The sequence below is a fragment of the Stenotrophomonas sp. 10N36 genome, from assembly GCF_056395005.1.
The window spans coordinates 24,357-45,574 of sequence record NZ_JBFTIS010000015.1 but is presented as its reverse complement, the minus strand read 5'-3'; the positions used below and the strand labels follow the sequence as shown (position 1 = coordinate 45,574).

Below are 21,218 nucleotides of genomic sequence, written 5' to 3'. Positions count from 1 at the left end.
GACCGACGCGTGAAGAAGGCAGGACGATGGGGGCTGGCGCTGTTGATGCTGGTCGCAGCGCTGTGGGTGACCGGCCTGTTGGCTTATCAGTTGCCCGGACCGGGCTGGCTGCGCTGGGTTGCCATCGCGGCGTGGGCGGGCTTTGCGCTGACCACGGCGGTGGGCGTGGCGCGTGCGCGGGCAGGGCGTTGGCCGGGTGCGGTGTACGTGGGCGCGCTGGTGCTGTGTGGCGTCTGGTGGCTGCTGCTCACCCCGCGGCAGGACCGGGTCTGGGCCGAAGACGTGGCGCAACGGCTGAAGGTGGTCGAATTCGACGGCACCCACGTGGTCCTCGACAACGTGCGCAACTTCACATGGCGCAGCGAAGACGACCACGACGTGCACTGGGTGCGCCGCAGTTATGACCTGGACCAGCTGCGCTCGGCCGACCTGGTGATGTCGTACTGGATGGGGCCGATGATCGCCCACACGCTGATCTCCTTCGGCTTCGCCGACGGTCGCCAGCTGGTGTTCTCGCTGGAGATCCGCAAAGAGCGCGGCGAGTCGTTCTCGGCGCTGGGCGGGTTCTTCCGCAAATTCGAAATGACCCTGGTGGCGGCCGAAGAGACCGACATCATCCGCGTGCGCAGCAACGTGCGGGGCGAAGACGTGTACCTGTACCGCCTGCAGGGCATGACCCGCGAACAGCTCAAGGGCCTGTTCGTGTCCTACCTGGGCGAGGCGCGCAAGCTGGACGCCGCCCCGGCGTTCTACAACACCCTGACCAGCAACTGCACCACCATTGTCTACGAGCTGGCCAAGCAGATCGCTCCCGGCCTGCCGCTGGACTACCGGCTGTTGGTGTCGGGCTATTTCGCCGAATACGCACGCGACCTGGGCGTGCTCACCCCCGGCGTGGACTTTGCCACGCTGAAGGCGCGCGGCCGCATCACCGACCGCGCCCGCGCCGCCGGCAACGACCCGGCGTTCTCGCAGTTGATCCGCCAGGGCGTGCCGGGCATGCACCAAGGAACCGCACCATGACCTCGCCCCACGTGTTCCCCCGCCGCTTGCTGCCGTTGCTGGCGGTGGTGTTGTCGCTGCTGCTGTCCAGCGGCTGCGCCATGGTCACCATGAAGCAGGTTGCGCCCACCGACTACCTGGCCAACAAGCGCGGCGACGTGCTCACCTCGGGCAAGCTCAGCGCGGCGTCGCAGGAAACCCTGAGCGTGGTCGGGCTGGACGAGGACCTGTGCGCCAAGGACGTGGTCACCTGCCAGAAGACGTTGGTAGACACTGCCGTGCTGCCGGAAGAGCAGCGTCTGTCGGCGCTGTCGGAGCTGTGGGTGAAAACCGCGCTGGGGCTGAGCCCCAAGCCAAAGGACCGCGAGAAGCATCCGATGAGCGATGCGGCGCTGGATGCATGGCTGGAAGCGGCGCGTTACGCCTATGCCTACCTGTTCTTCAGCGGACGTACGCCGTCGGACCGTGCCTTCGAAGACCGCCAGACCCAAGTGCGCGACTACTACAACTACGCCGCCGAGCAGACCGCGGCGGTGGTGTTCAAGCGCGCCCGCGAGAGTGCGCTGGAGGGCGAGGACTACAACGCCCCGGTGGCGGGCGAGCGCTGGACGCTGACGTCGGACTTCGATGAACTGCGCATGCCCAGCATTCCCACCCGCATGGTGTCGGCTTCGTCGGTGAGCTTCGCCGGCCTGCGCAGCACCTACCGGCGCGATGGCTTCGGTGCCGAGCTGGTGGTGGTGATGGACCCGCCCAAGCTGATTGCAGCCGCCGACGGCACCAAGGCGGAGATTCCGCAGTACAGCGAGATGTCGGCGATCAACGCCACCGCGCTGCTGCGCTTCAAGGGCGACAGTCTGCAGCAGGTGCTCGACACCACCCAGGTGCTGTTCGATGTGTATTCGCCCGAGTCCACCGAAAGCGTGGACCTGCACGGCGAGAAGGTGCCGCTGGCCGGCAACTTCACCGCCGCCTACGGCATGTGGCTGGCGCAGTCGGGGTTTGCCACGCAGTCGCTGCGCACGCTGTTCGGGCTGAGCGAGGGCATCGGCGAACCGCACATGTACCTGATGCAGCCGTGGGACCCCAACCGCCGCATCATCTTCATGCTGCACGGCCTGGGCAGCAGCCCGGAGGCGTGGGTGAACGTGGCCAACGAGATCATGGGCGATCCCGAGCTGCGCAGGCACTTCCAGGTGTGGCAGGTGTATTACCCGACCAACGCGCCGATTGCGTTGAACCGGTTCGAGATCGACGCGGCGTTCGACAACACGCTCAAGCACTTCGACCCGACCGGCAGCAGCCCGGCGTCCAAGGACATGGTGTTCATCGGCCACAGCATGGGCGGCGTGCTGGCCCGGCTGCTGGTGACGTCCTCCGGTGACGTGCTGTGGAACGACCTGCTGGCCAACTACGACCTCAAGGGCGAGCGCCTCAAGCGGGTGCAGGCCAAGCTCGGACCGCTGCTGCATTTCAACGCCGAGGCGAATGTGGAACGCGCGATCTTCATCGCCGCCCCGCACAAGGGCACTGACATCGCCGGCAACCGCGTGGGACGCCTGATCGGGCGCCTGGTGCGCCTGCCGATCACCATCCTGGGCAAGTTCGATGACGTGTTCCAGGCCCTGCAGCAGTCGGAAAGCCAATCGGCGCAGCCGACCAAGCTGCAGATTCCCAACAGCATCGACAACCTCAAGGCCAGCGACCCGTTCGTGAAGGCGGCCGGCGCGTTGCCGATCATGCCGGGGCTGAAGTACCACTCGATCATCGCCCAGCGCAAACCCGACGTGCCGCTGCAGCAGTCCGACGATGGCCTGGTGCCGTACTGGAGCGCGCACCTGGACGGCGCGGTGTCGGAGAAAGTGATCATCTCCGGGCACAGCGTGCAGGAAACCCCGCAGGCCGTGCTGGAAATCCGCCGCATCCTGCGCGAAGACCTGAAGGAAGTGGGCGACACGCACCCGTGAAGCGGGGACCGGCCGGCTGAAACGCGCCCGGTGGAAAGCGGGCGCGGTTGGGGATATGCATTCAGCGGCGAACGGATCGACCGGCAATGTGCATTCATCGTCGAACCGGGCCGACCGGCAATGTGCGGTCGCTCGTAGAGCGGGGCTCTGCCCCGCTGCCCTTCGCGGGGAAAGGCAGCCGGGCAGAGCCCGGCTCCACGGTCCAGCCGGGCAGAGCCCGGCTCTACGCGCGTGCCGTTTTCAGATGCGCCGGGCGACGACCACGCTGGCCACGGCCAGCACCAGCATGATGGCGTAGGTGAGCAGGTAGCCCAGCATCACGTTGCCCTGCAGGAACAGCGCAAACAACGAACCGGAGATCGCCAGCGTGGTGGCCACGGCCAGCGCTTCGCTCAACTGCAGCGCCGAGGTATTGGCGCCCTGCTGCGCCGGCGGCGACAGCGACAGGGTCAGCACCGAGAGGCTGGGGTAGATCAGGCCCATGCCGAAGCCGGTAAGGGTCCAGCCGGTCAACGCGAACCACAACGGCGTGGCCGGCTGGATCGCCAGCGACGTGGCCACGATGCCCACGCACATCAGCAGCGCGCCGGTGACCAGCAACTGCTGGCGCGTCCAGCCCCGCTGCTGGTGGCCCTGCAGCCACGAGCCGCTGAACCAGCCCAGCGCGCCCAGGCTCAGCGCCACCCCGGCCAGCAGCGGGCTTAGCCCGCGTTCGCGCTGCAGCAGCAGCGGCAGGAAGGCTTCGCAGCCGAAGAAGGCCGACGCGGCGATGCCACGCAGCGCAATCACACTGGGCAGCCCCCGGCGCAACCGCAGCGTGCCGGTGGGCAGCAGCTTCCAGCTGCACAGCGCCAGCAGCGCCAGCGCGGTCCAGCCCTGTTGCTGGCCGCCGATGTACAACAGCAACGCCCCGGCGGCGGCCCCGATTGCCCAGCGGATGACGCGGTCATCGTTGCGTGCCGACGGCGGCGGCGCGCCCACGTCGCGCAGGGCGGGGCGCAGCAGCAGGGCCGCCGGCACCGCCAGCAGGGGCACGATCAGGAATACCCAGCGCCAGCCCAGGTGCTGCACGATCAGCCCGCTGATGCCGGGTCCGATCAGCGACGGCACCACCCAGCCGGCCGAGAACGCGGCGAACACCCGCGGCCGCATCGCCTCGGGAAAGGTGCGCCCAACCATGACATACAGCGACACCGAGACCGCACCGGCTCCCAGCCCCTGCAGCAGCCGGCCCAGCACCAGTTGCGGCATGGTGTGCGCGAAACCGGCCAGCAGCAGCCCGGCGATGAAGCAGCCCAGGCCCAGCCACAGCGGCCGCGCCGGCCCCAGCCGGTCGCTCCAGCGCCCGGCGAGAGTCATGCCGATCACGCTGGTGGCCAGGGTCCCGCCGAAGGCCAGCGCGTACAGGCGCAGGCCGTCCAGTTCGTGGGCCACCGTGGGCATCGCGGCGGCCACGGCCAGCGCTTCGAAGCCATACAACGAGACCAGCGCGACCATGCCGATGGTGGTGGCGCGGTAGCGGGGCGACAGGATCGACGGCGTTGGCACGTCGGCAGGGGCCGCGGCGGCGGCGGTTACATCGGAAGACATGCGGGATACCAGGCAGCGGACGGGCAGGGTGTGCTTGCAGCGCATCCCCGCGTCACGCAGGATGCCACCTGAACCATGGTTGAGGTCAAGCAGTGATCGCGCAGGAACTGAGTGTGGGCGAAGTGGCCAAACGCAGCGGGGTGGCGGTGTCGGCGCTGCACTTCTATGAACGCAAGGGGCTGATCCGCAGCCTGCGCACCGCCGGCAACCAGCGCCGGTTCGCGCGCGATGTGCTGCGCCGGCTGGCGGTGATCCGCGTGGCCCAGCGCGTGGGCATGCCGCTGGAAGCGGTGGCGACTGCGTTTGCGGCGTTGCCGGAGAACAAGACGCCGACCAAGGCCGAGTGGGCGCGGATGTCGGCGTTGTGGCGCAGCGAGCTGGACCAGCGCATCGAGCAGTTGTTGTTGCTGCGCAACCAGCTGACCGACTGCATCGGCTGCGGCTGCCTGTCGTTGAAACGCTGCCGGCTGGCCAACCCGGGCGACGCGCTGGGCGACCAGGGCGATGGACCGCAGCGGTGGGGGTGAGGGGGATTACCGGGCATGCGGGTTGTCTGGTGGCCGGGTGACGTCATGCTGCGCGCTCGAGACATCTGATGCCGGTCCATCCGGTAGGTATCGACCGTTGGTCGATACACCACCCGGCGGGCATTGCGGGGAGCCGGCCAGCGGCCGGCACTACCGTTCTACCGACCAACGGTCGGTAGCTACCGTTTCGTTCGGTCGTTGGCGTTTCGTTCGGTCGGTCGTTGCCGTTTCATCCGTTCGGTCGTTGCCGTTTCATCAACGTTCGGTCGTTGCCGCCGGTAGGTATCGACCGTTGGTCGATACGCATCATCCGCCCGCCGTCACACCTCACCACACGTTGAACACCTGTCCGCTCTGCACGCCTTCCACGCTGCGCTGGTAGGCCAGCGACGCGCGCTGGGCGGTGACCGCTTCAAAGCCGGGGAAGTAGGCGCCGTAGTCGGCTAGCGATTCGACGAGCACGTTCGGGCTGACCACGTTGATGCGCAGTCCGCGCGGCAGCAGTTCGCAGGCGGCGCCACGCGCGAAGCCTTCCAGTGCGGCGTTCACCGCCGTGGCATTGGCACCGTCGCGGATCGGCTGGGCGCTGACGATGCCGCTGGTGAGGGTGATCGAGCCGCCGGCCGTGAGATGGTGCTGGGCCGCCAGCGCCAGCCGTACCTGGCCCAGCAGCTTGTCCTGCAAACCCACGTTGAACTGCGCCGGGGTCATGGACCCCAGCGGGCCGAAATGCAGCTTGCCGGTGGTGGCCACCACGGCGTCCACCGTGCCCACCTGGGCGAACAGGGCCTGCACGCTGGCATCGTCGGTAAGGTCTACCTGCACGTCACCGCCGTGGCGGCCGGCGCGGATCAGCTGGTGATGGGTGCCCAGGGTCGTGGCGACGGCCTGGCCAAGGGTGCCGCTGGCACCAACGAGAAGAATCTTCATGTGGGAGGCTCCAGAAAGGACGTGCAGCCAGTCTGCGCCCGCGGCGGCGGTTCGGTAACCGGCGTATGCTTTGCAGATTGCAAACCAGTGGTTACCAATGGATACCTTGCGCTGCATGCAGGCCTTCGTGGCCGTGGTCGAACACGGCAGCTTCAATGCCGCCGCCGAGCACTTGGCGGTGTCGTCGGTGATGGTCGGCAAGTACATCCAGCAGCTGGAAACGCACCTGGGCGTGCGCCTGCTGCAGCGGAACACGCGCCGGCAGAGCCTCACCGATGCCGGGCGCAACTACCTGGCCGGCTGCCGCAGTGTGCTGGAACAGGTGCAGCAGGCAAACGCCAGCGTGGCCGGCCTGCAGGCCCAGCCCCAGGGGCTGCTGCGGATCAGTGCGCCGGTCACCTGGGGCAGCTGCGTGCTGGCCCCGCTGGTGGCGCAGTACCTGGCTGCTTACCCGCAGGTAACGGTGGAGCTGGACCTGAGCAACCGCCGGGTGGACCTGATCGAGGAGCAGTTCGACGCGGTGGTACGGATGGGGCGGATCGGCTCGGCCGAATGGGTGGCGCGGCCGCTGCCGCCGTACGCGATGCAGATCTGCGCTGCGCCGGCCTACCTGCAGCGAAAGGGCATTCCGCGGCATCCCGGCGAGCTGCGCGATCACGATTGCCTGACCCATGTGGCCTGGCGCGGGGGCCATGGCTGGCGCCTGCGCGGGCATCCCGAGCAGGACTGGTCGGAGCATTCGCGGCTGCTGTGCAACGACGGTGATGGCCTGCGTCGTGCCGCGTTGGCCGGGGCCGGGCTGATCCTGCAGCCGGCGGTGCTGCTGGCCGATGACATCGCCAGCGGACGCCTGCAGCCGGTGCTGGCCGACTACCTGCCCGAACCGCGCCCGCTGCACCTGGTGTACCTGCCGGATCGCCGCCCGCGGCCGAAGTTGTCCAGCTTCGTGGATTTCCTGCTGGACCGGATGACCCGGTAGAGCCACCCCGTGGGTGGCTGTCGTGCGATCACGGTTTCCGTCAGCCACCCGTGGGGTGGCTCTACCGACCTGGAGAGGGGCGGGGCATCCTGCTCAACCGGCCGCCGGTGGCTTAGTCGTTCGCGGCCGACAGCGCCTGGCCGCGCCGGGTCGCCGCGTCGATCGCGCGCGCGACGATGGCCTCGAAACCGTCGGCCTGGAAGGATTCGATCGCCGCCTGGGTGGTGCCGTTGGGCGAGGTCACCCGGCGGCGCAGTTCGGCCGGGGCGTCGCCGGATTCGTCGAGCATGCGGCTGGCACCCAGCAGGGTCTGCACCACCAGCGTGCGTGCCGCCTCGGCCGGCAGGCCCTGGGCTACCGCGGCGGCTTCCATCGCTTCGGCCAGCAGGAATACATACGCCGGGCCACTGCCGGACACCGCGGTCACCGCGTCCATGCGGGCTTCGTCGTCGATCCACACGGTGCGCCCGGCGCTGGCCAGCACGGTATCGGCCTGGGTCCGCTGGGCATCGCTCACCGTGGCGGTGGCATACAACCCGGTCACCCCCGCGCCGAGCAGGGCAGGGGTGTTGGGCATCGCCCGCACCACCGCCGCGCTGCCGCCCAGCCAGCGTTCCAGCTGCGCGCTGGTGATGCCGGCGGCGATGGACACCACCAGCGGTTGCCGGGCACCGGCCAGCGGCACGAGCGACGCGCATACATCGCGCAGCACCTGCGGTTTCACCGCCAGCACCCATACCTCGCCCTGGGCGGCCGCTTCGGTGGCGCTGGCGTAGGTCTTCACGCCGAAGTCGGCGGTCAGCTGTTCGCGCAGCGCGGTCACCGGCTCGGCCACGTGAATATGCGCGGGCGCAACGCCCTGGCGGACCAGCCCGGCGATCAGGCTGCGGGCCATGTTGCCGCCGCCGATGAAGGTAAGTGTGATGGCGCTCATGCAATCTCCGGGTGATGCGTGTGAAAGGGAGTCAGGCCGGGCGCGGGCGCGCGCCGAACAGGGCGGTGCCGATCCGCACCAGGGTGGCGCCTTGGGCAATGGCCTCGGGGTAGTCGCTGCTCATGCCCATCGACAGCGTGTCCACCTGTGGATGCGCCGCAGCCAGTGTGTCCAACAGGGCGCGCATACGCGCGAACGCCTGCTGGCGGCGCTCGGCCTCGGGCCACGGGGCGGGAATGGCCATCAGCCCGCGCAGCTGCAGGCGCGGCGCGGCGTCGATGGCCGCTGCCAGCGCAGGCACGTCCTCGGGGGCGCAGCCATGCTTGCTGTCCTCGTCGTCGATGTTGACCTGGATGAGCACGTTCAACGGGGCCAGCGCCGCCGGCCGGTGTGCGGCCAACGCCGCTACCAGCTTGGGCCGGTCCACGCTCTGCACCCAGTCGAAGTGCTGCGCGGCCAGCTCGGCCTTGTTGGACTGCAGGTGGCCGATCAGGTGCCATTCCAGCCCGAGCGCCGCCAGTGCGTCGATCTTGGCCACGGCCTCCTGCACGTAGTTTTCGCCGAACGCACGTTGGCCCTGGGCGGCCAGTGCCGCCACCGCCTCGGCCGGCTGGGTCTTGGAGACCGCCAGCAGCACGGGGTCTGGCCGCCCGGCGGCGGCAGCCGCGTTGTGCAGGTTCAGCAATATCGTGGACAGGGGCAGCGCGGACACGGGCGTTTTCCGGTAGATCAGGAACGCTATACTGCCGCCCGGGGAAAGAACCTTCCAGTCGCAGCAGTCATGGGGAGTAGCAGCGCATGGATATCGCCGAACTGTTGGCGTTTTCCGTAAAGAACAAAGCGTCGGATCTTCATCTGTCGGCCGGCTTGCCGCCGATGATCCGCGTGGACGGCGATGTCCGTCGCATCAACATTCCGGCCTTGGACCACAAGCAGGTGCATGCGCTTGTGTACGACATCATGTCGGACAAGCAGCGCCGCGATTACGAGGAATTCCTCGAGGTCGACTTCTCGTTCGAGATTCCGTCGCTGGCGCGTTTCCGCGTCAATGCGTTCAACCAGAACCGGGGTGCCGGTGCGGTATTCCGTACCATTCCCTCGGAAGTGTTGACGCTGGAAGACCTGGCCGTGCCGCCGATCTTCCGCGAACTGATCGACCAGCCGCAGGGCCTGATCCTGGTCACCGGCCCGACCGGTTCGGGCAAGTCGACCACGCTGGCGGCGATGATCGACCACATCAACAAGAACGAATACGGCCACATCCTCACCGTCGAGGATCCGATCGAATTCGTCCACACCTCGCAGAAGTGCCTGATCAACCAGCGCGAAGTGCACCGTGATACGCACGGCTTCAACGAAGCGCTGCGCTCGGCCCTGCGTGAAGACCCGGACATCATCCTGGTCGGCGAATTGCGCGACCTGGAAACCATCCGTCTGGCGCTGACCGCCGCGGAAACCGGCCATCTGGTGTTCGGCACGCTGCATACCAGTTCGGCGGCCAAGACCATCGACCGCATCATCGACGTGTTCCCCGCCGGCGAGAAGCCGATGGTGCGCTCGATGCTGTCCGAGTCGCTGCGCGCGGTGATCTCCCAGGCCCTGTTGAAGAAGGTCGGTGGCGGGCGTACCGCTGCATGGGAAATCATGGTCGGCACCCCGGCCATCCGCAACCTGATCCGCGAGGACAAGGTGGCGCAGATGTACTCGGCCATCCAGACCGGCCAGCAGATGGGCATGATGACCCTGGACCAGCACCTGCAGGACCTGGTCAAGCGCAGCCTGATCACCCGCAACCAGGCCAAGGAATACGCCAAGGACAAGCGCATCTTCGAATGATGGTAGAGCCGGGCGCTGCCCGGCTTCCTGCACCGCCGGCCGCTGGCCGGCTCCCGGCAATCTTCGGAGCACACCGCAATGAACACCACCACCACGACCATCGACTTCACCTCGTTCCTCAAGCTGATGGCGCACCAGAAGGCGTCGGACCTGTTCATCACCGCGGGCATGCCGCCGGCGATCAAGGTCAACGGCAAGATCTCGCCGATCACCCAGACCCCGCTGACACCGCAGCAGAGCCGCGACCTGGTGCTCAACGTGATGACGCCGGCGCAGCGCGAAGAGTTCGAAAAGACCCACGAGTGCAACTTCGCCATCGGCCTGTCCGGCGTCGGCCGGTTCCGCGTGAGCTGCTTCTACCAGCGCAACCAGGTGGGCATGGTGCTGCGTCGCATCGAGACGCGCATTCCCACCGTGGAAGAGCTGAGCCTGCCGCCGATCATCAAGACGCTGGCGATGACCAAGCGCGGCATCATCCTGTTCGTGGGCGCTACCGGTACCGGTAAATCGACCTCGCTGGCGGCGATGATCGGCTACCGCAACCACAACTCGACCGGGCACATCATCACCATCGAAGACCCGATCGAATTCGTGCACAAGCACGAGGGCTGCATCATCACCCAGCGCGAAGTGGGCATCGATACCGACAGCTGGGAAGCGGCGCTGAAGAACACCCTGCGCCAGGCACCTGACGTGATCATGATCGGCGAGGTGCGTACCCGCGAAGGCATGGACCACGCCATCGCCTTCGCCGAAACCGGCCACCTGGTGCTGTGCACGCTGCACGCCAACAACGCCAACCAGGCGATGGACCGCATCATCAACTTCTTCCCGGAAGACCGCCGCAACCAGTTGCTGATGGATCTGTCGCTGAACCTCAAGGGCGTGGTGGCCCAGCAGCTGATTCCCTCGCCGGATGGCAAGTCGCGCAAGGTGGCGATGGAGATCATGCTGGGCACGCCGCTGGTTCAGGACTACATCCGCGATGGCGAGATCCACAAGCTCAAGGAAGTGATGAAGGAGTCGGTGCAGCTGGGCATGCGCACCTTCGACCAGAGCCTGTTCGAGCTGTACCAGGCCGGTGAGATCAGCTACGAAGACGCGCTGCGCTACGCCGATTCGCAGAACGAAGTGCGCCTGCGCATCAAGCTGTCGCAGGGCGGCGATGCGCGCACGCTGTCGCAGGGCCTGGACGGAGTGGAGATCTCCGAGGTCCGTTGAGCCTGCGGGGCGCGCGCAGGCCGCGCGCCCGTGTCCCCGGCAGCCGTGGCGCGCCGGGCGGCGGGGGGATCTGGAAAAACCCCCGGCGCTCTGCGATAGTCGCGCCGTCCCGGATTCCCGGGATACAGGGGGCGCCGGCACCTCGCCGGTAGATGCATTGCAGGTGATCCGCATATGGAAGTGGACGATCCTTACCGTGCGCCGGCAACACTGCCGGTCGCAGCACCACCGTTTACCCCGGCACCCCGCATCGCCACGCGCGATGTCGTCGCTGCCGCGTACTACTCACCGCCCACGCTGAAACTGGCCTCGCTGTCGCTGGTGACGCTCGGGCTGTACCCGCTGTACTGGTTCTGGCAGAACTGGCGGGCGATCAAGCGTGAAACCGGCGGCACCCAGTGGCCCTGGGCGCGCGCCCTGTTCGCCCCGCTGTGGTCGTTCCTGTGTTTCAGCGACCTGCGTGATATCGCGGTCAGCCGCCGCCGCGAACTGGCCTTCGCGCCGGGCCTGCTGGCGGCGGTGTACTTCCTGCTCAACCTGGGCGGACGCCTGCCGGGCGGCATGGGGCTGGTGTCGTTGTTGACCTTCGTGCCCCTCCTGCCGATCAATAGCCTGCTGCGGCGCTACCACCGCGAGGAAGGCGTGGACATGCAGCGCATGGACCGCTTCGGGGTGTGGCACATCCTGTTGCTGCTGTTCGGGGCGGGGTTCCTGCTGTTGGGGCTGTTCGGGCTGTCACTTCCGGATACGGAGCGCTGAGACAGGCATGGAGGCAGTGCTCAACCACGTCCTGATCGACTATGAGAACGTGCAACCCAAAACACTGGCTGCGCTGCGCGGGGCCTCGTTCAGGGTGCTGGTGTTCGTCGGGGTTGCGCAGGCAAAAGTCAGCATCGAGGTGGCCGAAGCGCTGCAGGCACTGGGTCCTGACGCGCGTTATGTGCGGTGCAGCGGCGCCGGCTCCAACGCGCTGGATTTCCATATCGCCTTCTACATCGGCGAGCTGTCCAGCAAGGGCCCGGAAGACCATTTCCACATCGTTTCCAAGGACACCGGGTTCGACCCGCTGGTACACCATCTGCGCGCACGCGGCTTACGGGTGACGCGCTCGCCGTCGGTGGAAAGTCTGCCAATGCTGCGCGCTGCCGAGCAGAAAGCTGCGAAGGCTGCCGCCGTGGTGCAGAACGGCGCGGCTGCACAGACCGGCGGGCCTGCCGTGGCCGTCGCACCGATCAAACGCGTGGTAGAAGCGCTTCGGAAGCAGGGCTCCAAACGCCCGGCTTCGCCGAAGACACTTCTCAATGCAATCGGCGCGATTTACCAGGGGGCAATGCCGGTCGCTGAGCGTGAGCGTCTGGTCCAGCAGCTGCAGCAGCGGGGCTGGGTCAGGATCCAAGGGAGCAAGGTGACGTACGCACTGCCGGCATGAAGGGTCTACGTATAGCGCTGGATTGATGAGCCAGTTTCATTACCACCAGCGATCACCCCGGTTCTCTTCCTGCCCTCGGGCGGTTCAAGATGGGCATCCCCCACCGATGCCGTTCCCGACGGCAGGAGCACCACCATGCAGACACGAGAACTGGGCAACAGCGGCCTGCGCGTTTCCGCGCTTGGCCTGGGGTGCATGGGCCTGAGCTTCGGCTACGGTCCGGCCACCGACACCCGCACCGCCACCGCCCTGCTGCACGCGGCCGTGGCGCAGGGTGTGACCTTCTTCGATACTGCCGAGGTGTACGGTCCGTTCCGCAACGAGGAACTGCTCGGCCAGGCATTGGCGCCGCATCGCGACCAGGTGGTGATCGCCACCAAATTCGGGTTCAAGGACGGCCACGCCGACGCCGGGCTGGACAGCCGCCCCGAACGCATCCGTGCGGTAGCCGAGGCCAGCCTGCAGCGGCTGCAGACCGACCGCATCGACCTGTTTTACCAGCACCGGGTGGACCCGAACGTGCCGATCGAAGACGTGGCCGGCACGGTCAAGGACCTGATCGCCGAAGGCAAGGTGAAGCACTTCGGGCTGTCCGAGGCCGGTGCCGACACCATTCGCCGCGCGCACGCGGTGCAGCCGGTGGCCGCCCTGCAGAGTGAGTATTCGCTGTGGTGGCGCGAACCGGAGCAGAGCGTGCTGCCGGTGCTGGAGGAACTGGGCATTGGCTTTGTGCCGTTCAGTCCGCTTGGCAAGGGCTTCCTGACCGGCGCGATCAACGCCGACACCGCGTTCGCCGACGACGACTTCCGCAACAGCGTGCCGCGCTTCGCCGCCGACGCGCGGCAGGCCAACCAGGTGCTGGTGGATCGGATCAGTGCGATTGCCGCCGCCAAGGGCGCAACGCCTGCACAGGTTGCGCTGGCCTGGCTGCTGGCGCGCAAGCCGTGGATCGTGCCGATTCCGGGCACCACCAAACTGCACCGCCTGCAGGAAAACCTCGGCGCCGTCGCGCTGCAGCTCAGCACCGACGATCTGCAGCAGATCGGCGTGGCGCTGGACAGCATCGCCATCGTCGGCGACCGCTACAACGCCGCGCGACAGAAGCTGGTCGCGCGCTGATACCTGCAAGGCGCACGCACGACCAACGGTCGTGCGCTACCGGCCCGGTGATCGGCACGCCGATCACCCCGCCACCCCGGGGTGGGTACCAATCGTTGGTCGGCACCCCGATCACCCAACCACCCCCGGTAGGTACCGACCGTTGGTCGGCACCCCGATCACCCAACCACCCCGGGTAGGTACCGACCGTTGGTCGGTACTCCGATCACCCAACCACCCCGGGTAGGTACCGACCGTTGGTCGGTACCCCGATCACCCAACCACCCGGGGTAGGTACCGACCGTTGGTCGGTACCCCGATCACCCAACCACCCCCGGTAGGTACCGACCGTTGGTCGGCACCCCAATCATCCAACCCTCCGGGTAGGTACCGACCGTTGGTCGGTACGCCCCTCACCCCCGAATAAACGCCAGAAGATCCCCGTTGATCACCTCGGCATGCGTGGTGCACATCCCATGCGGATACCCCGGGTAGACCTTCAACGTGCCATGCCTGAGCAGTTTGATCGCAAGCTCGGCAGAATCGGCGATGGGCACGATCTGGTCGTCATCGCCATGCATCACCAGCACCGGCACATCGATCTTCTTCAGATCCTCGGTGAAGTCGGTTTCCGAGAACGCCTTGATGCAGTCGTAGTGCGCGTTGATCGCGCCCATCATGCCCTGGCGCCACCAGTTGTCGACCACCCCCTGCTGGACCGGCGCACCGTCGCGGTTGAACCCGTAAAACGGAATGGGCACCTCGCGGTAGAAGGTGGCGCGGCCTGCAGCCAGCTGCTGGCGGAAACCGTCGAACACCGCCTTCGGCGTTCCGCCCGGATTGCGCTCGCTCTGCACCATGATCGGCGGCACCGCGCCGATCAACACCGCCTTGGCCACCCGGCCAGGTTTCGCCTGGGCCACGTAGTGCGCCACTTCGCCGCCACCGGTGGAATGCCCCACGTGCACCGCATCGCGCAGGTCCAGGTGGTCGGCCAGCGCGTTGACGTCGGCCACGTAGGTATCCATCTCGTGGCCGCCACTGGTCTGCGAGGACCGGCCATGGCCGCGGCGGTCGTGCGCGATGACCCGGTAGCCCTGCAGCAGGAAGAACTGCAGCTGGGTGTCCCAGTCATCGGCAGTGAGCGGCCAGCCGTGGTGGAACACGATGGGCTGGCCCTGGCCCCAGTCCTTGTAGAAGATCCGGGTGTTGTCGGCGGTGGTCAGGTGGGGCATGACGCGGACTCCTGCAAAGGACGAGGGGAGGGTGCGGAGGTGCCCTGGCATGCTGCGGCAGCGGGGTGTTCAGCGGGCATGAAAGCCCGTGTCGATTTCGCGCCCCCCGCCACGTCATACACAGCGAGCCCCGCCATCCCGGCGGCGCGCCACCCCTGCGAGGCATCCGCCATGAGCGATACCCCCACCCTGAAAGGCCCGGCGTCGTACTTCCCGTCCATCGAAAAGACCTACGGCCAGCCGGTCGGGCACTGGCTGGCGCTGCTGGTGGCGCAGGGCGGGCTCAAGCACATGGAGCTGGTGGCCTTCCTGAAAGCCGAGCATGGGCTGGGCCATGGCCACGCCAACGCGCTGGTGGCCCATCACCTGGCCGCTGCACGGGCCGGTTGAGCGCAGCGGCCCGCGCGACAGTGGCATGCTGTGCGGCCTTGCCGCCGACAGGAGTCACGCCGCGATGCCCCGCTTCACCGAACTACGCGTGAACTCCAGCCCCGACGTCACCCGCGCCGGGCGCGTGCTGGAGGGCGTTGCCTTCAGCGCGGACGCCTACCATGTCGCCGCGCTCTTCATGGCCGCGTTGCCGCGCGACTACGTACTCGATGGCGCCAGCCTGCTGACTCTGCAATGCGGTCCGCCCGGCGATGAACCACGCTACCAGCCTTTCCCCGGGGCCAGCGTGGTGTGCGTGGACCCGTTCGATTTCGCTGCCTACGCCGGCAGCGACCCCGCAACCCGCGAGCGCGCGGTACTGGCGCTGATCGAACAGCACGGGCTGGCGCTGATCGACCGCGTGGGGGCCGATCCCGGCCCGTGGCGGGCGGCTGCCGCTGCGGTGCGCGAACAGGGCTTCCAGCGCGAGGATGAGGTGGCACGGCTGGGGCGGGCGCTGCCCGGCCGGGCCGGTTGGGTCCGGGTCTACCGCGGCCTGGGGGCCGGGTTCGGCGAGCGTTGGCAGGCACGCGTGCTGGACCGTGGCGGGGCGCTCATCGCCTGCCACCCGATGCGCAGCCCGGCCGCGCTGGACCAGCGCGACTGGTTCAAGCGCTCGGCGTGGGAGCAGGGCGTGTTCGTGGTGCGCCAGCGCCTGGGCCAGGCGGTTTTCACGCTGGAGCCGCCGAGCGCCGCAGGCCCGGGCAGCAGCTGGATGGCTGTCTGAATCATTTCACCTGCAACTGTCACGCTGATCGTGTCTAATACCGCTCCCCACGCACAGCCCCCACCCCCATGTCCCTTGATTCCCATGGCCCCGCGCCGTGCGACGACGCTGACGGCCACCTGGTCACCGCTGGCCCGCTGACCCCGCCGCCGGACAGTGCCGGCACCGTCGCCGATGAAAAAGCGCTGCGCCATTCGGTGGCCGAGGACGTGCAGGGCATGATCCTGGCCACGCTGGTGGCCTCGCTGGGCCTGGCCATCTTCGCCAAGGGCGGGCTGATGATCGGCGGCATGGCCGGGCTGGCCTTCCTGGCGCACTACGCCTTCGACTGGAACTTCGGCCTGGTGTTCGTGCTGGTCAACCTGCCGTTCTACTGGGTGGCCGTGCGGCGGATGGGCTGGGAGTTCACCCTGAAGACGTTCGCGGCGGTCACCGCGTGCGGCGCGCTCACCGACCTGCTGCCGCGCTGGGCCGATTTCGCGCATATCGCCCCGCTGTATTCGGCCCTGGTGGGCGGCGCGCTGGCCGGCCTCGGCATCCTGTTCTACATCCGCCACCGCGCCAGCCTGGGCGGCATCGGCATCCTGGCGGTGTACCTGCAGCGCACCCGCGGCTGGAGCGCCGGCAAGGTGCAGATGTCCTTCGATACGCTGCTGATGTGCGTGGCGTTCTTCGTGCTGTCCCCGTCGCAGGTGATGTATTCGGCGATCGGTGCGGTGGTGCTCAGCCTGGTGCTGATGTTCAACCACCGCCCGGGCCGTTACATGGGGGTGTAGGTACCCACCGTTGGTGGGTACGAAAGCACGCGACCACCAACGGTGGCCGCCTACCTGCCGGTCGGTGCCGACCGTGGGTCGGCACGCAGGCGTTGCAGGCGCGCGTACACCGGGCAGTCCGGGCTGTGCGCGCCGGGCAGGTAGCCCAGGCTCATCAGGAACTCGCCGGTGATCTCGCCGCCGGTGAAGCGGAACGTCTTCTTGAACAGCTTCACCCACGCCGCCTTGTCCTGCGGGTGGTGCGCGTCCAGCCACGCCGCGAAACTGCCGTGACTGGCGCGCAGCTGCTGGATCACCTGCGCGTTGTGCACCGCTGCATGCACCTTGAGCCGGTTGCGGATGATGCCGGCATCGTTGAGCAGGCGCTCGATGTCGCGCTCGCCGTAAGCGGCCACGGTATCCACGTCGAAGCCGGAGTAGGCCGCGCGGAAGCCCTCGCGCTTCTTCAGGATGGTTTCCCAACTCAGGCCGGCCTGGTTGATTTCCAGCAGCAGCCGTTCGAACAGCTCGCGCTCGTCGCGCTGCGGGAAGCCGTATTCGTGGTCGTGGTAATGGCCGTGGACCGGGTGGCCGGGGGCGATGAGGCAGTAGCCGCTCATGGGCGTGATTCCTTGTAGGCGGTTTCGTCGATGGTCTGGGCCGGCCCGCCGTCGATGGACAGACGGGGCCAGCGCGGTGCCTGCAGGTGCAGCTGGCCGTCGCGCAACGCGGTGTTGCCACGGGCGACCCCGCCGGTGCCGTCGCCTTCCGGGAAGGACACCATGCCGACGTCCTGCCACCGGCCTGCGTCACGGGCATGCACCCGGCAGTAGGCGCGACGATGCGGCGACAGGTTGCACAGCAGCACCTCGTCCACGCCGTCGCTGTCCAGGTCGCGGCGCAGCACCACGCAGTCCTGGCCCGCGTCCAGGCAGTCGCTGGTGGCCAGCGTGCGCGCCAGCACGGCCTGCCACCAGTCCGGGTCCGGGGTGGGCAGGCCCTTGGCGAGGGTCAGCTGGCGCTGCAGAGCGGGCAGGTCGGCAATGCCATCGTCGATGTCGCCCAGTTGGTTGTCCCGGCCCCACCGCGTGTCGCGGGCCAGCGCGGAGGCGATCACGCCGGCGGCGCGGGCATCCTGGCTGAAACGCGGGTCGCGCTGCAGCGTCTTGAGCGCCTCCACGCCGTGGCGGCCGTAGGCGAAGCGCAGGGTAATGGCCTGCTCGGCGTCGATCGCCGGTGCACCGGCCTGCACGCGCGCCAGCTGGCTGCCGGCACTGATCCGCAGCGGGTCGAGCAGCGGCGAGTTGGCCAGCACCGCGCTGCCCAGCACCGCCCAGCACATCCAGCGGTTCACCGGTTCAAGCCGCTGCAACCAGCGCGCGCCCGGGCGCAGCACCGCCAGCGCATAGCCCAACGCGTAGCCGCATACCAGCACCGCCACCAGCGCGCCCCAGAAGCGTTCCGGGGTCCACCCGTACTGGGCGATGCGCAGCCCCATCGCGTACAGCGCCACGGCTGCGTACACCGGCAGCGCCAGCAGGGCGGCCTCGATCAAGCGGCGCAGCCAGGCCGGGTAGGGCGGCTGCTCGCTGTCGTGCTGGTAGACCGCGTTGACGAACGCCACCAGCAGCAGCGACAGGGTGATCAGCAGGCTGGCCGCCGAGCGGGTGCGCCACAGCGGCTCGAGCCCGGTGAATGGCAGGCTGAGCACGAACAGCAGCGCAATGAAGGCCAACAGCGGCAACAGCCCACGGCCCACCGCGAACAGCACCGAACGCACCGTCTGGATGGCGCGGTGCTGGGTTCGCCCGATCAGCACGCCAAAGCCGAACAGCGTGCCGGTGGCCAGCGCGATGAAGGCATCTTCGCGGAACAGGGTGCGGAAGAAGCCGATATCCACCAGCTGGAACAGCGCTGCCCACAGCCACAGCAGCAGCCAGGTCAGGCCGGTGAAGGCCACCGCCAGTGCCAGCGTCAACCCGTTCTGCCAGGCGTGTTCGAACAGGGCGGCGTAGGACGCGCGCCAGTGGCCGTGCTGCAGGCGGAACTGCCACCACGGCAGACTGACGAACACCGCAATGGCCATGCTGATCGAGAACGGCCAGAGCACGCCACTCTGCTCCAGGCCTTTGGCCCCGCCACCGAGCGTCCAGCCGATGCCGCTGGCCAAGGCCAGCACCAGCACCGAGGCCAGCCCGGCATGCAGCCACAGGCGGCGATCACGCAGCTGCACCAGCGTCAGTGCGACGGCGGTGGGCACGCTCAGCACCCAGGCATACCAGCACACGCGGTTGCCGAGAGCGTGGAAGGGCCAGCTGTCGGCGGCTTCCTGTGCGGCGTACAGCATCAACCCCTGCAGCAACGCGATCAGCACGATGGCGCTGCGCGAGGCGGTGGGGAGTGCAGGGCTGGCAGTCATGCGGTGGGGTCCTTCCTGGAAGGCCTGCATCCTAGCAGCGCTCACGCCCGTGTCCCGGGCCCAGCGGGTAGAATGGGCCCATGTCCGAGCTCTCCACCTCCCTCGCCCATCACCTGTTGGTCGCGCTGCCGTCGCTGACCGATCCCACCTTCGCGCGCAGCGTGGCGCTGATCTGTCAGCACGACGACAACGGTGCCATGGGCGTGCTGGTCAACCAGCCGTCCGAGTACACCCTGGGCGACGTGCTGGCGCAGATGGAAATCACCACCGACAGCCCTGACCTGCGTGGCCAGATCGTGCTCAACGGCGGCCCGGTGCATCCCGAGCGCGGCTTTGTCATCCATGACGATGCGCGCAGCTGGGATTCCAGCCTGGCCGTGGGCGAGGGCGTGTACCTGACCACCTCGCGCGACATCCTCGAAGCGATGGCCCGCGGCGAAGGCCCACGCAACGCGCTGGTCACCCTTGGCTGTGCCGGCTGGAGCGAAGGGCAGCTGGAAAGCGAGCTGGGTGAAAACAGCTGGCTGACCGTGCCGGCCGATACCGAACTGCTGTTCAGCACGCCGTTCGAACAGCGCTGGCAGGGCGCCGCCTCGCGCATTGGCGTCGACCTGTTCCTGCTGACCGATTACAGCGGCCATGTCTGAACCCACCCCACCGCCGACCGCTGCAGCCGCCCCCGGCACCATCCGCCGCGATGGCACCGTGCTGGGCTTCGACGTCGGCTCGCGCCGCATCGGCGTGGCCATCGGCAGTTCGTTCGGCACCCACGCCCGCGCGATCGCGGTGGTGGATGTGCACGGCAACGGGCCGGACTGGCCGGCGGTAGAGCGACTTATCAAAGAATGGCGGCCTGACGGCCTGGTGGTGGGCGACCCGCTCACCCTGGACGGCCAGGACCAGCCCAACCGCAAGCGTGCGCAGGGCTTCGCCCGCCAGCTGCGGGAGCGTTTCAAGCTGCCGGTGGTGTTGGTCGACGAGCGCTCCAGCTCGGTCGAAGCGGCCCGCCGGTTTGCCGTCGAACGTGCCGAAGGCCGCAAGCGTCGCCGCGATGCCGCCACCCTCGATGCCGTGGCCGCCGCGGTCATCATCGAGCGCTGGTTGTCGTGCCCGGACGATGCCACCCCCGTTTCCTGACTCACAGACTCCCGCCCATGACCGCTTCGCAACTTGATTCCGATGGACGCCTGCGCCACCTGCTGACCCTGGAAGGTCTGCCCCGTCAAACCCTGTTGCAGCTGCTCGACCGTGCCGGCCAGATCCGCGACGCGGCAGTGGGCCGGGTGGGCAACAAGCGCCACGTGCTGGGCGGCGCGGCGGTATGCACGCTGTTCTTCGAACCCTCCACGCGCACGCGCAGCTCGTTCCAGCTGGCCGCGCAGCGGCTGGGCGCGGACGTGCTGAATTTCGACGCGTCCACCTCGTCCACGCGCAAGGGCGAAACCGCCTGCGACACGCTGAAGAACCTGGAAGCGATGGGCGTGCGCGGCTTCGTGGTGCGCCACCCCGACGACGGCGCCGTGGCGGCCCTGGCGGCGGCCGCAGGCGAGGGCACCGCGCTGGTCAATGCCGGTGACGGTCGCAGCTCGCACCCGACCCAGGGCCTGCTGGACATGCTGACCCTGCGCCAGGCCAAGGGCAGCGATTTTTCCAAGATGAAGGTGGTGATCGTCGGCGACGTGAAGCATTCGCGCGTGGCCCGCACCGACCTGCACGCGCTGCGTACGCTCGGCGTGGGCGAAATCCGCGTGTGCGGCCCGCAGTCGCTGCTGCCGGACGATGACACCCTGAAGGGCTGCATCGTTGGCCAGGATTTCGACGCCATGCTGGAAGGCGTGGATGCGCTGATGATGCTGCGCCTGCAGCGTGAGCGCATGGAAGAGGGCCTGGTGCCGTCGATCGAGCAGTACCACGCGCAGTACGGCCTGGATGCCGCGCGCCTCAAGCGCGCCGGCACCGATGCCGCCGTGCTGCACCCGGGCCCGATCAACCGCGGCGTGGAAGTCACCGACGAAGTGGCCGATGGCCCGCAGTCGTGGGTACTGCGCCAGGTCGCCAACGGCGTCGCCGTGCGCATGGCGGTGTTGGAGACGTTGCTGGGGTGAGGCGCGGACTGTGCCGCGTGAGGGTGGGTATCGAC

22 protein-coding genes are annotated in these 21,218 nt (G+C 68.1%); 15 read left to right on the top strand and 7 right to left on the bottom strand.

Annotated features, from left to right (window positions below; all coding sequences use genetic code 11):
- The first annotated feature begins 45 nt into the window (after nucleotides 1-45).
- Complete coding sequence (locus tag AC1DCJ_RS14460; RefSeq protein ID WP_478071320.1) at nucleotides 46-1,023, top strand: Lnb N-terminal periplasmic domain-containing protein; 978 nt, start codon at nucleotides 46-48, stop codon at nucleotides 1,021-1,023.
- A complete protein-coding gene (locus AC1DCJ_RS14455; RefSeq protein WP_320490628.1) occupies nucleotides 1,020-2,969 on the top strand; it encodes an esterase/lipase family protein in 1,950 nt (649 codons plus the stop codon). Before AC1DCJ_RS14460 ends, AC1DCJ_RS14455 begins: the two co-directional genes overlap by 4 nt.
- A gap of 240 nt (nucleotides 2,970-3,209) precedes the next feature.
- Here the strand turns inward: AC1DCJ_RS14455 and AC1DCJ_RS14450 are convergent, their stop codons facing one another.
- On the bottom strand, nucleotides 3,210-4,559 hold the full coding sequence (locus tag AC1DCJ_RS14450) for an MFS transporter (RefSeq protein WP_478071259.1): 1,350 nt from the start codon (nucleotides 4,557-4,559) through the stop codon (nucleotides 3,210-3,212).
- Between the two features lie 92 nt (nucleotides 4,560-4,651).
- Between AC1DCJ_RS14450 and soxR the strand changes: the two genes are divergently transcribed.
- Nucleotides 4,652-5,086: a redox-sensitive transcriptional activator SoxR gene (gene soxR, locus AC1DCJ_RS14445; RefSeq protein ID WP_181393942.1), complete on the top strand. Its 435-nt coding sequence runs from the start codon at nucleotides 4,652-4,654 to the stop codon at nucleotides 5,084-5,086.
- A gap of 327 nt (nucleotides 5,087-5,413) precedes the next feature.
- Here the strand turns inward: soxR and AC1DCJ_RS14440 are convergent, their stop codons facing one another.
- Nucleotides 5,414-6,016 carry a short chain dehydrogenase gene (locus tag AC1DCJ_RS14440; RefSeq protein WP_219994890.1) on the bottom strand — a complete coding sequence of 201 codons (603 nt, stop codon included), beginning with the start codon at nucleotides 6,014-6,016 and terminating at the stop codon, nucleotides 5,414-5,416.
- 97 nt (nucleotides 6,017-6,113) lie between these two features.
- Here AC1DCJ_RS14440 and AC1DCJ_RS14435 point away from each other — a divergent pair, with 97 nt between their 5' ends.
- Nucleotides 6,114-6,995, top strand: a complete 882-nt coding sequence (locus tag AC1DCJ_RS14435; protein WP_478071258.1) for a LysR substrate-binding domain-containing protein — start codon at nucleotides 6,114-6,116, stop codon at nucleotides 6,993-6,995.
- Between the two features lie 112 nt (nucleotides 6,996-7,107).
- Here AC1DCJ_RS14435 and proC read toward each other — a convergent pair whose 3' ends face one another.
- The gene (proC, locus tag AC1DCJ_RS14430; protein ID WP_463600487.1) at nucleotides 7,108-7,929 is read right to left on the bottom strand and encodes a pyrroline-5-carboxylate reductase; all 822 of its coding nucleotides are present in this window, start codon (nucleotides 7,927-7,929) and stop codon (nucleotides 7,108-7,110) included.
- Between the two features lie 31 nt (nucleotides 7,930-7,960).
- Nucleotides 7,961-8,641 (bottom strand): YggS family pyridoxal phosphate-dependent enzyme, encoded by a 681-nt coding sequence (locus tag AC1DCJ_RS14425; protein WP_428710974.1) that lies wholly within the window; start codon nucleotides 8,639-8,641, stop codon nucleotides 7,961-7,963.
- Between the two features lie 86 nt (nucleotides 8,642-8,727).
- Between AC1DCJ_RS14425 and AC1DCJ_RS14420 the strand changes: the two genes are divergently transcribed.
- The 5 genes from AC1DCJ_RS14420 (at nucleotide 8,728) to AC1DCJ_RS14400 (ending at nucleotide 13,534) form a co-directional block, all read left to right on the top strand.
- On the top strand, nucleotides 8,728-9,765 hold the full coding sequence (locus AC1DCJ_RS14420; RefSeq protein WP_070208322.1) for a type IV pilus twitching motility protein PilT: 1,038 nt from the start codon (nucleotides 8,728-8,730) through the stop codon (nucleotides 9,763-9,765).
- Between the two features lie 78 nt (nucleotides 9,766-9,843).
- Nucleotides 9,844-10,986 (top strand): PilT/PilU family type 4a pilus ATPase, encoded by a 1,143-nt coding sequence (locus AC1DCJ_RS14415; RefSeq protein ID WP_038690016.1) that lies wholly within the window; start codon nucleotides 9,844-9,846, stop codon nucleotides 10,984-10,986.
- Nucleotides 10,987-11,166: 180 nt separating this feature from the next.
- Nucleotides 11,167-11,745 (top strand): hypothetical protein, encoded by a 579-nt coding sequence (locus AC1DCJ_RS14410; protein ID WP_478071257.1) that lies wholly within the window; start codon nucleotides 11,167-11,169, stop codon nucleotides 11,743-11,745.
- A 7-nt stretch (nucleotides 11,746-11,752) separates the two neighbouring features.
- Nucleotides 11,753-12,415: a PIN domain-containing protein gene (locus AC1DCJ_RS14405; RefSeq protein ID WP_478071256.1), complete on the top strand. Its 663-nt coding sequence runs from the start codon at nucleotides 11,753-11,755 to the stop codon at nucleotides 12,413-12,415.
- 135 nt (nucleotides 12,416-12,550) lie between these two features.
- The gene (locus AC1DCJ_RS14400) at nucleotides 12,551-13,534 is read left to right on the top strand and encodes an aldo/keto reductase (protein ID WP_478071255.1); all 984 of its coding nucleotides are present in this window, start codon (nucleotides 12,551-12,553) and stop codon (nucleotides 13,532-13,534) included.
- A 392-nt stretch (nucleotides 13,535-13,926) separates the two neighbouring features.
- On the opposite strand, the gene AC1DCJ_RS14395 is transcribed toward AC1DCJ_RS14400, so the two are convergent.
- Nucleotides 13,927-14,748: an alpha/beta fold hydrolase gene (locus AC1DCJ_RS14395; protein WP_478071254.1), complete on the bottom strand. Its 822-nt coding sequence runs from the start codon at nucleotides 14,746-14,748 to the stop codon at nucleotides 13,927-13,929.
- Between the two features lie 171 nt (nucleotides 14,749-14,919).
- On the opposite strand from AC1DCJ_RS14395, the gene AC1DCJ_RS14390 reads away from it, so the two are divergent.
- The 3 genes from AC1DCJ_RS14390 (at nucleotide 14,920) to AC1DCJ_RS14380 (ending at nucleotide 16,680) form a co-directional block, all read left to right on the top strand.
- Nucleotides 14,920-15,138 carry a DUF4287 domain-containing protein gene (locus AC1DCJ_RS14390; RefSeq protein ID WP_128096383.1) on the top strand — a complete coding sequence of 73 codons (219 nt, stop codon included), beginning with the start codon at nucleotides 14,920-14,922 and terminating at the stop codon, nucleotides 15,136-15,138.
- A gap of 64 nt (nucleotides 15,139-15,202) precedes the next feature.
- On the top strand, nucleotides 15,203-15,904 hold the full coding sequence (locus AC1DCJ_RS14385) for a hypothetical protein (RefSeq protein WP_478071253.1): 702 nt from the start codon (nucleotides 15,203-15,205) through the stop codon (nucleotides 15,902-15,904).
- Nucleotides 15,905-15,972: 68 nt separating this feature from the next.
- Nucleotides 15,973-16,680, top strand: a complete 708-nt coding sequence (locus AC1DCJ_RS14380) for a YitT family protein (RefSeq protein WP_038690005.1) — start codon at nucleotides 15,973-15,975, stop codon at nucleotides 16,678-16,680.
- Nucleotides 16,681-16,730: 50 nt separating this feature from the next.
- On the opposite strand, the gene AC1DCJ_RS14375 is transcribed toward AC1DCJ_RS14380, so the two are convergent.
- Both AC1DCJ_RS14375 and AC1DCJ_RS14370 read right to left on the bottom strand, forming a co-directional pair.
- Nucleotides 16,731-17,279: a DNA-3-methyladenine glycosylase I gene (locus tag AC1DCJ_RS14375; protein WP_478071252.1), complete on the bottom strand. Its 549-nt coding sequence runs from the start codon at nucleotides 17,277-17,279 to the stop codon at nucleotides 16,731-16,733.
- Nucleotides 17,276-19,078 carry a DUF4153 domain-containing protein gene (locus AC1DCJ_RS14370; RefSeq protein ID WP_478071251.1) on the bottom strand — a complete coding sequence of 601 codons (1,803 nt, stop codon included), beginning with the start codon at nucleotides 19,076-19,078 and terminating at the stop codon, nucleotides 17,276-17,278. The genes AC1DCJ_RS14375 and AC1DCJ_RS14370 overlap by 4 nt, the downstream gene beginning before the upstream one ends.
- Before the next feature lie 80 nt (nucleotides 19,079-19,158).
- Here AC1DCJ_RS14370 and AC1DCJ_RS14365 point away from each other — a divergent pair, with 80 nt between their 5' ends.
- Genes AC1DCJ_RS14365 through AC1DCJ_RS14355 form a run of 3 tightly spaced genes read left to right on the top strand, consistent with a single transcriptional unit; the run spans nucleotide 19,159 to nucleotide 21,183 of the window.
- Nucleotides 19,159-19,725 (top strand): YqgE/AlgH family protein, encoded by a 567-nt coding sequence (locus AC1DCJ_RS14365; protein ID WP_038689999.1) that lies wholly within the window; start codon nucleotides 19,159-19,161, stop codon nucleotides 19,723-19,725.
- Nucleotides 19,718-20,215, top strand: coding sequence for a Holliday junction resolvase RuvX (ruvX, locus tag AC1DCJ_RS14360; RefSeq protein ID WP_478071250.1), 498 nt, complete (start codon nucleotides 19,718-19,720; stop codon nucleotides 20,213-20,215). The genes AC1DCJ_RS14365 and ruvX overlap by 8 nt, the downstream gene beginning before the upstream one ends.
- Before the next feature lie 17 nt (nucleotides 20,216-20,232).
- The gene (locus AC1DCJ_RS14355) at nucleotides 20,233-21,183 is read left to right on the top strand and encodes an aspartate carbamoyltransferase catalytic subunit (protein ID WP_478071249.1); all 951 of its coding nucleotides are present in this window, start codon (nucleotides 20,233-20,235) and stop codon (nucleotides 21,181-21,183) included.
- The last annotated feature ends 35 nt before the right edge of the window (nucleotides 21,184-21,218 follow it).

Bases quoted from the DNA above. Each gene is read 5' to 3' on its own strand.
- AC1DCJ_RS14385 (WP_478071253.1), top strand. From the start codon at position 15,203: ATGCCCCGCTTCACCGAACTACGCGTGAACTCCAGCCCCGACGTCACC.
- AC1DCJ_RS14390 (WP_128096383.1), top strand. From the start codon at position 14,920: ATGAGCGATACCCCCACCCTGAAAGGCCCGGCGTCGTACTTCCCGTCC.
- AC1DCJ_RS14375 (WP_478071252.1), bottom strand. From the start codon at position 17,279: ATGAGCGGCTACTGCCTCATCGCCCCCGGCCACCCGGTCCACGGCCAT.
- AC1DCJ_RS14405 (WP_478071256.1), top strand. From the start codon at position 11,753: ATGGAGGCAGTGCTCAACCACGTCCTGATCGACTATGAGAACGTGCAA.
- AC1DCJ_RS14365 (WP_038689999.1), top strand. From the start codon at position 19,159: ATGTCCGAGCTCTCCACCTCCCTCGCCCATCACCTGTTGGTCGCGCTG.
- AC1DCJ_RS14355 (WP_478071249.1), top strand. From the start codon at position 20,233: ATGACCGCTTCGCAACTTGATTCCGATGGACGCCTGCGCCACCTGCTG.
- AC1DCJ_RS14460 (WP_478071320.1), top strand. From the start codon at position 46: ATGCTGGTCGCAGCGCTGTGGGTGACCGGCCTGTTGGCTTATCAGTTG.
- AC1DCJ_RS14435 (WP_478071258.1), top strand. From the start codon at position 6,114: ATGGATACCTTGCGCTGCATGCAGGCCTTCGTGGCCGTGGTCGAACAC.
- AC1DCJ_RS14380 (WP_038690005.1), top strand. From the start codon at position 15,973: ATGTCCCTTGATTCCCATGGCCCCGCGCCGTGCGACGACGCTGACGGC.
- AC1DCJ_RS14400 (WP_478071255.1), top strand. From the start codon at position 12,551: ATGCAGACACGAGAACTGGGCAACAGCGGCCTGCGCGTTTCCGCGCTT.
- AC1DCJ_RS14395 (WP_478071254.1), bottom strand. From the start codon at position 14,748: ATGCCCCACCTGACCACCGCCGACAACACCCGGATCTTCTACAAGGAC.
- AC1DCJ_RS14455 (WP_320490628.1), top strand. From the start codon at position 1,020: ATGACCTCGCCCCACGTGTTCCCCCGCCGCTTGCTGCCGTTGCTGGCG.
- AC1DCJ_RS14420 (WP_070208322.1), top strand. From the start codon at position 8,728: ATGGATATCGCCGAACTGTTGGCGTTTTCCGTAAAGAACAAAGCGTCG.
- AC1DCJ_RS14440 (WP_219994890.1), bottom strand. From the start codon at position 6,016: ATGAAGATTCTTCTCGTTGGTGCCAGCGGCACCCTTGGCCAGGCCGTC.
- ruvX (WP_478071250.1), top strand. From the start codon at position 19,718: ATGTCTGAACCCACCCCACCGCCGACCGCTGCAGCCGCCCCCGGCACC.
- AC1DCJ_RS14370 (WP_478071251.1), bottom strand. From the start codon at position 19,078: ATGACTGCCAGCCCTGCACTCCCCACCGCCTCGCGCAGCGCCATCGTG.
- AC1DCJ_RS14415 (WP_038690016.1), top strand. From the start codon at position 9,844: ATGAACACCACCACCACGACCATCGACTTCACCTCGTTCCTCAAGCTG.
- AC1DCJ_RS14450 (WP_478071259.1), bottom strand. From the start codon at position 4,559: ATGTCTTCCGATGTAACCGCCGCCGCCGCGGCCCCTGCCGACGTGCCA.
- proC (WP_463600487.1), bottom strand. From the start codon at position 7,929: ATGAGCGCCATCACACTTACCTTCATCGGCGGCGGCAACATGGCCCGC.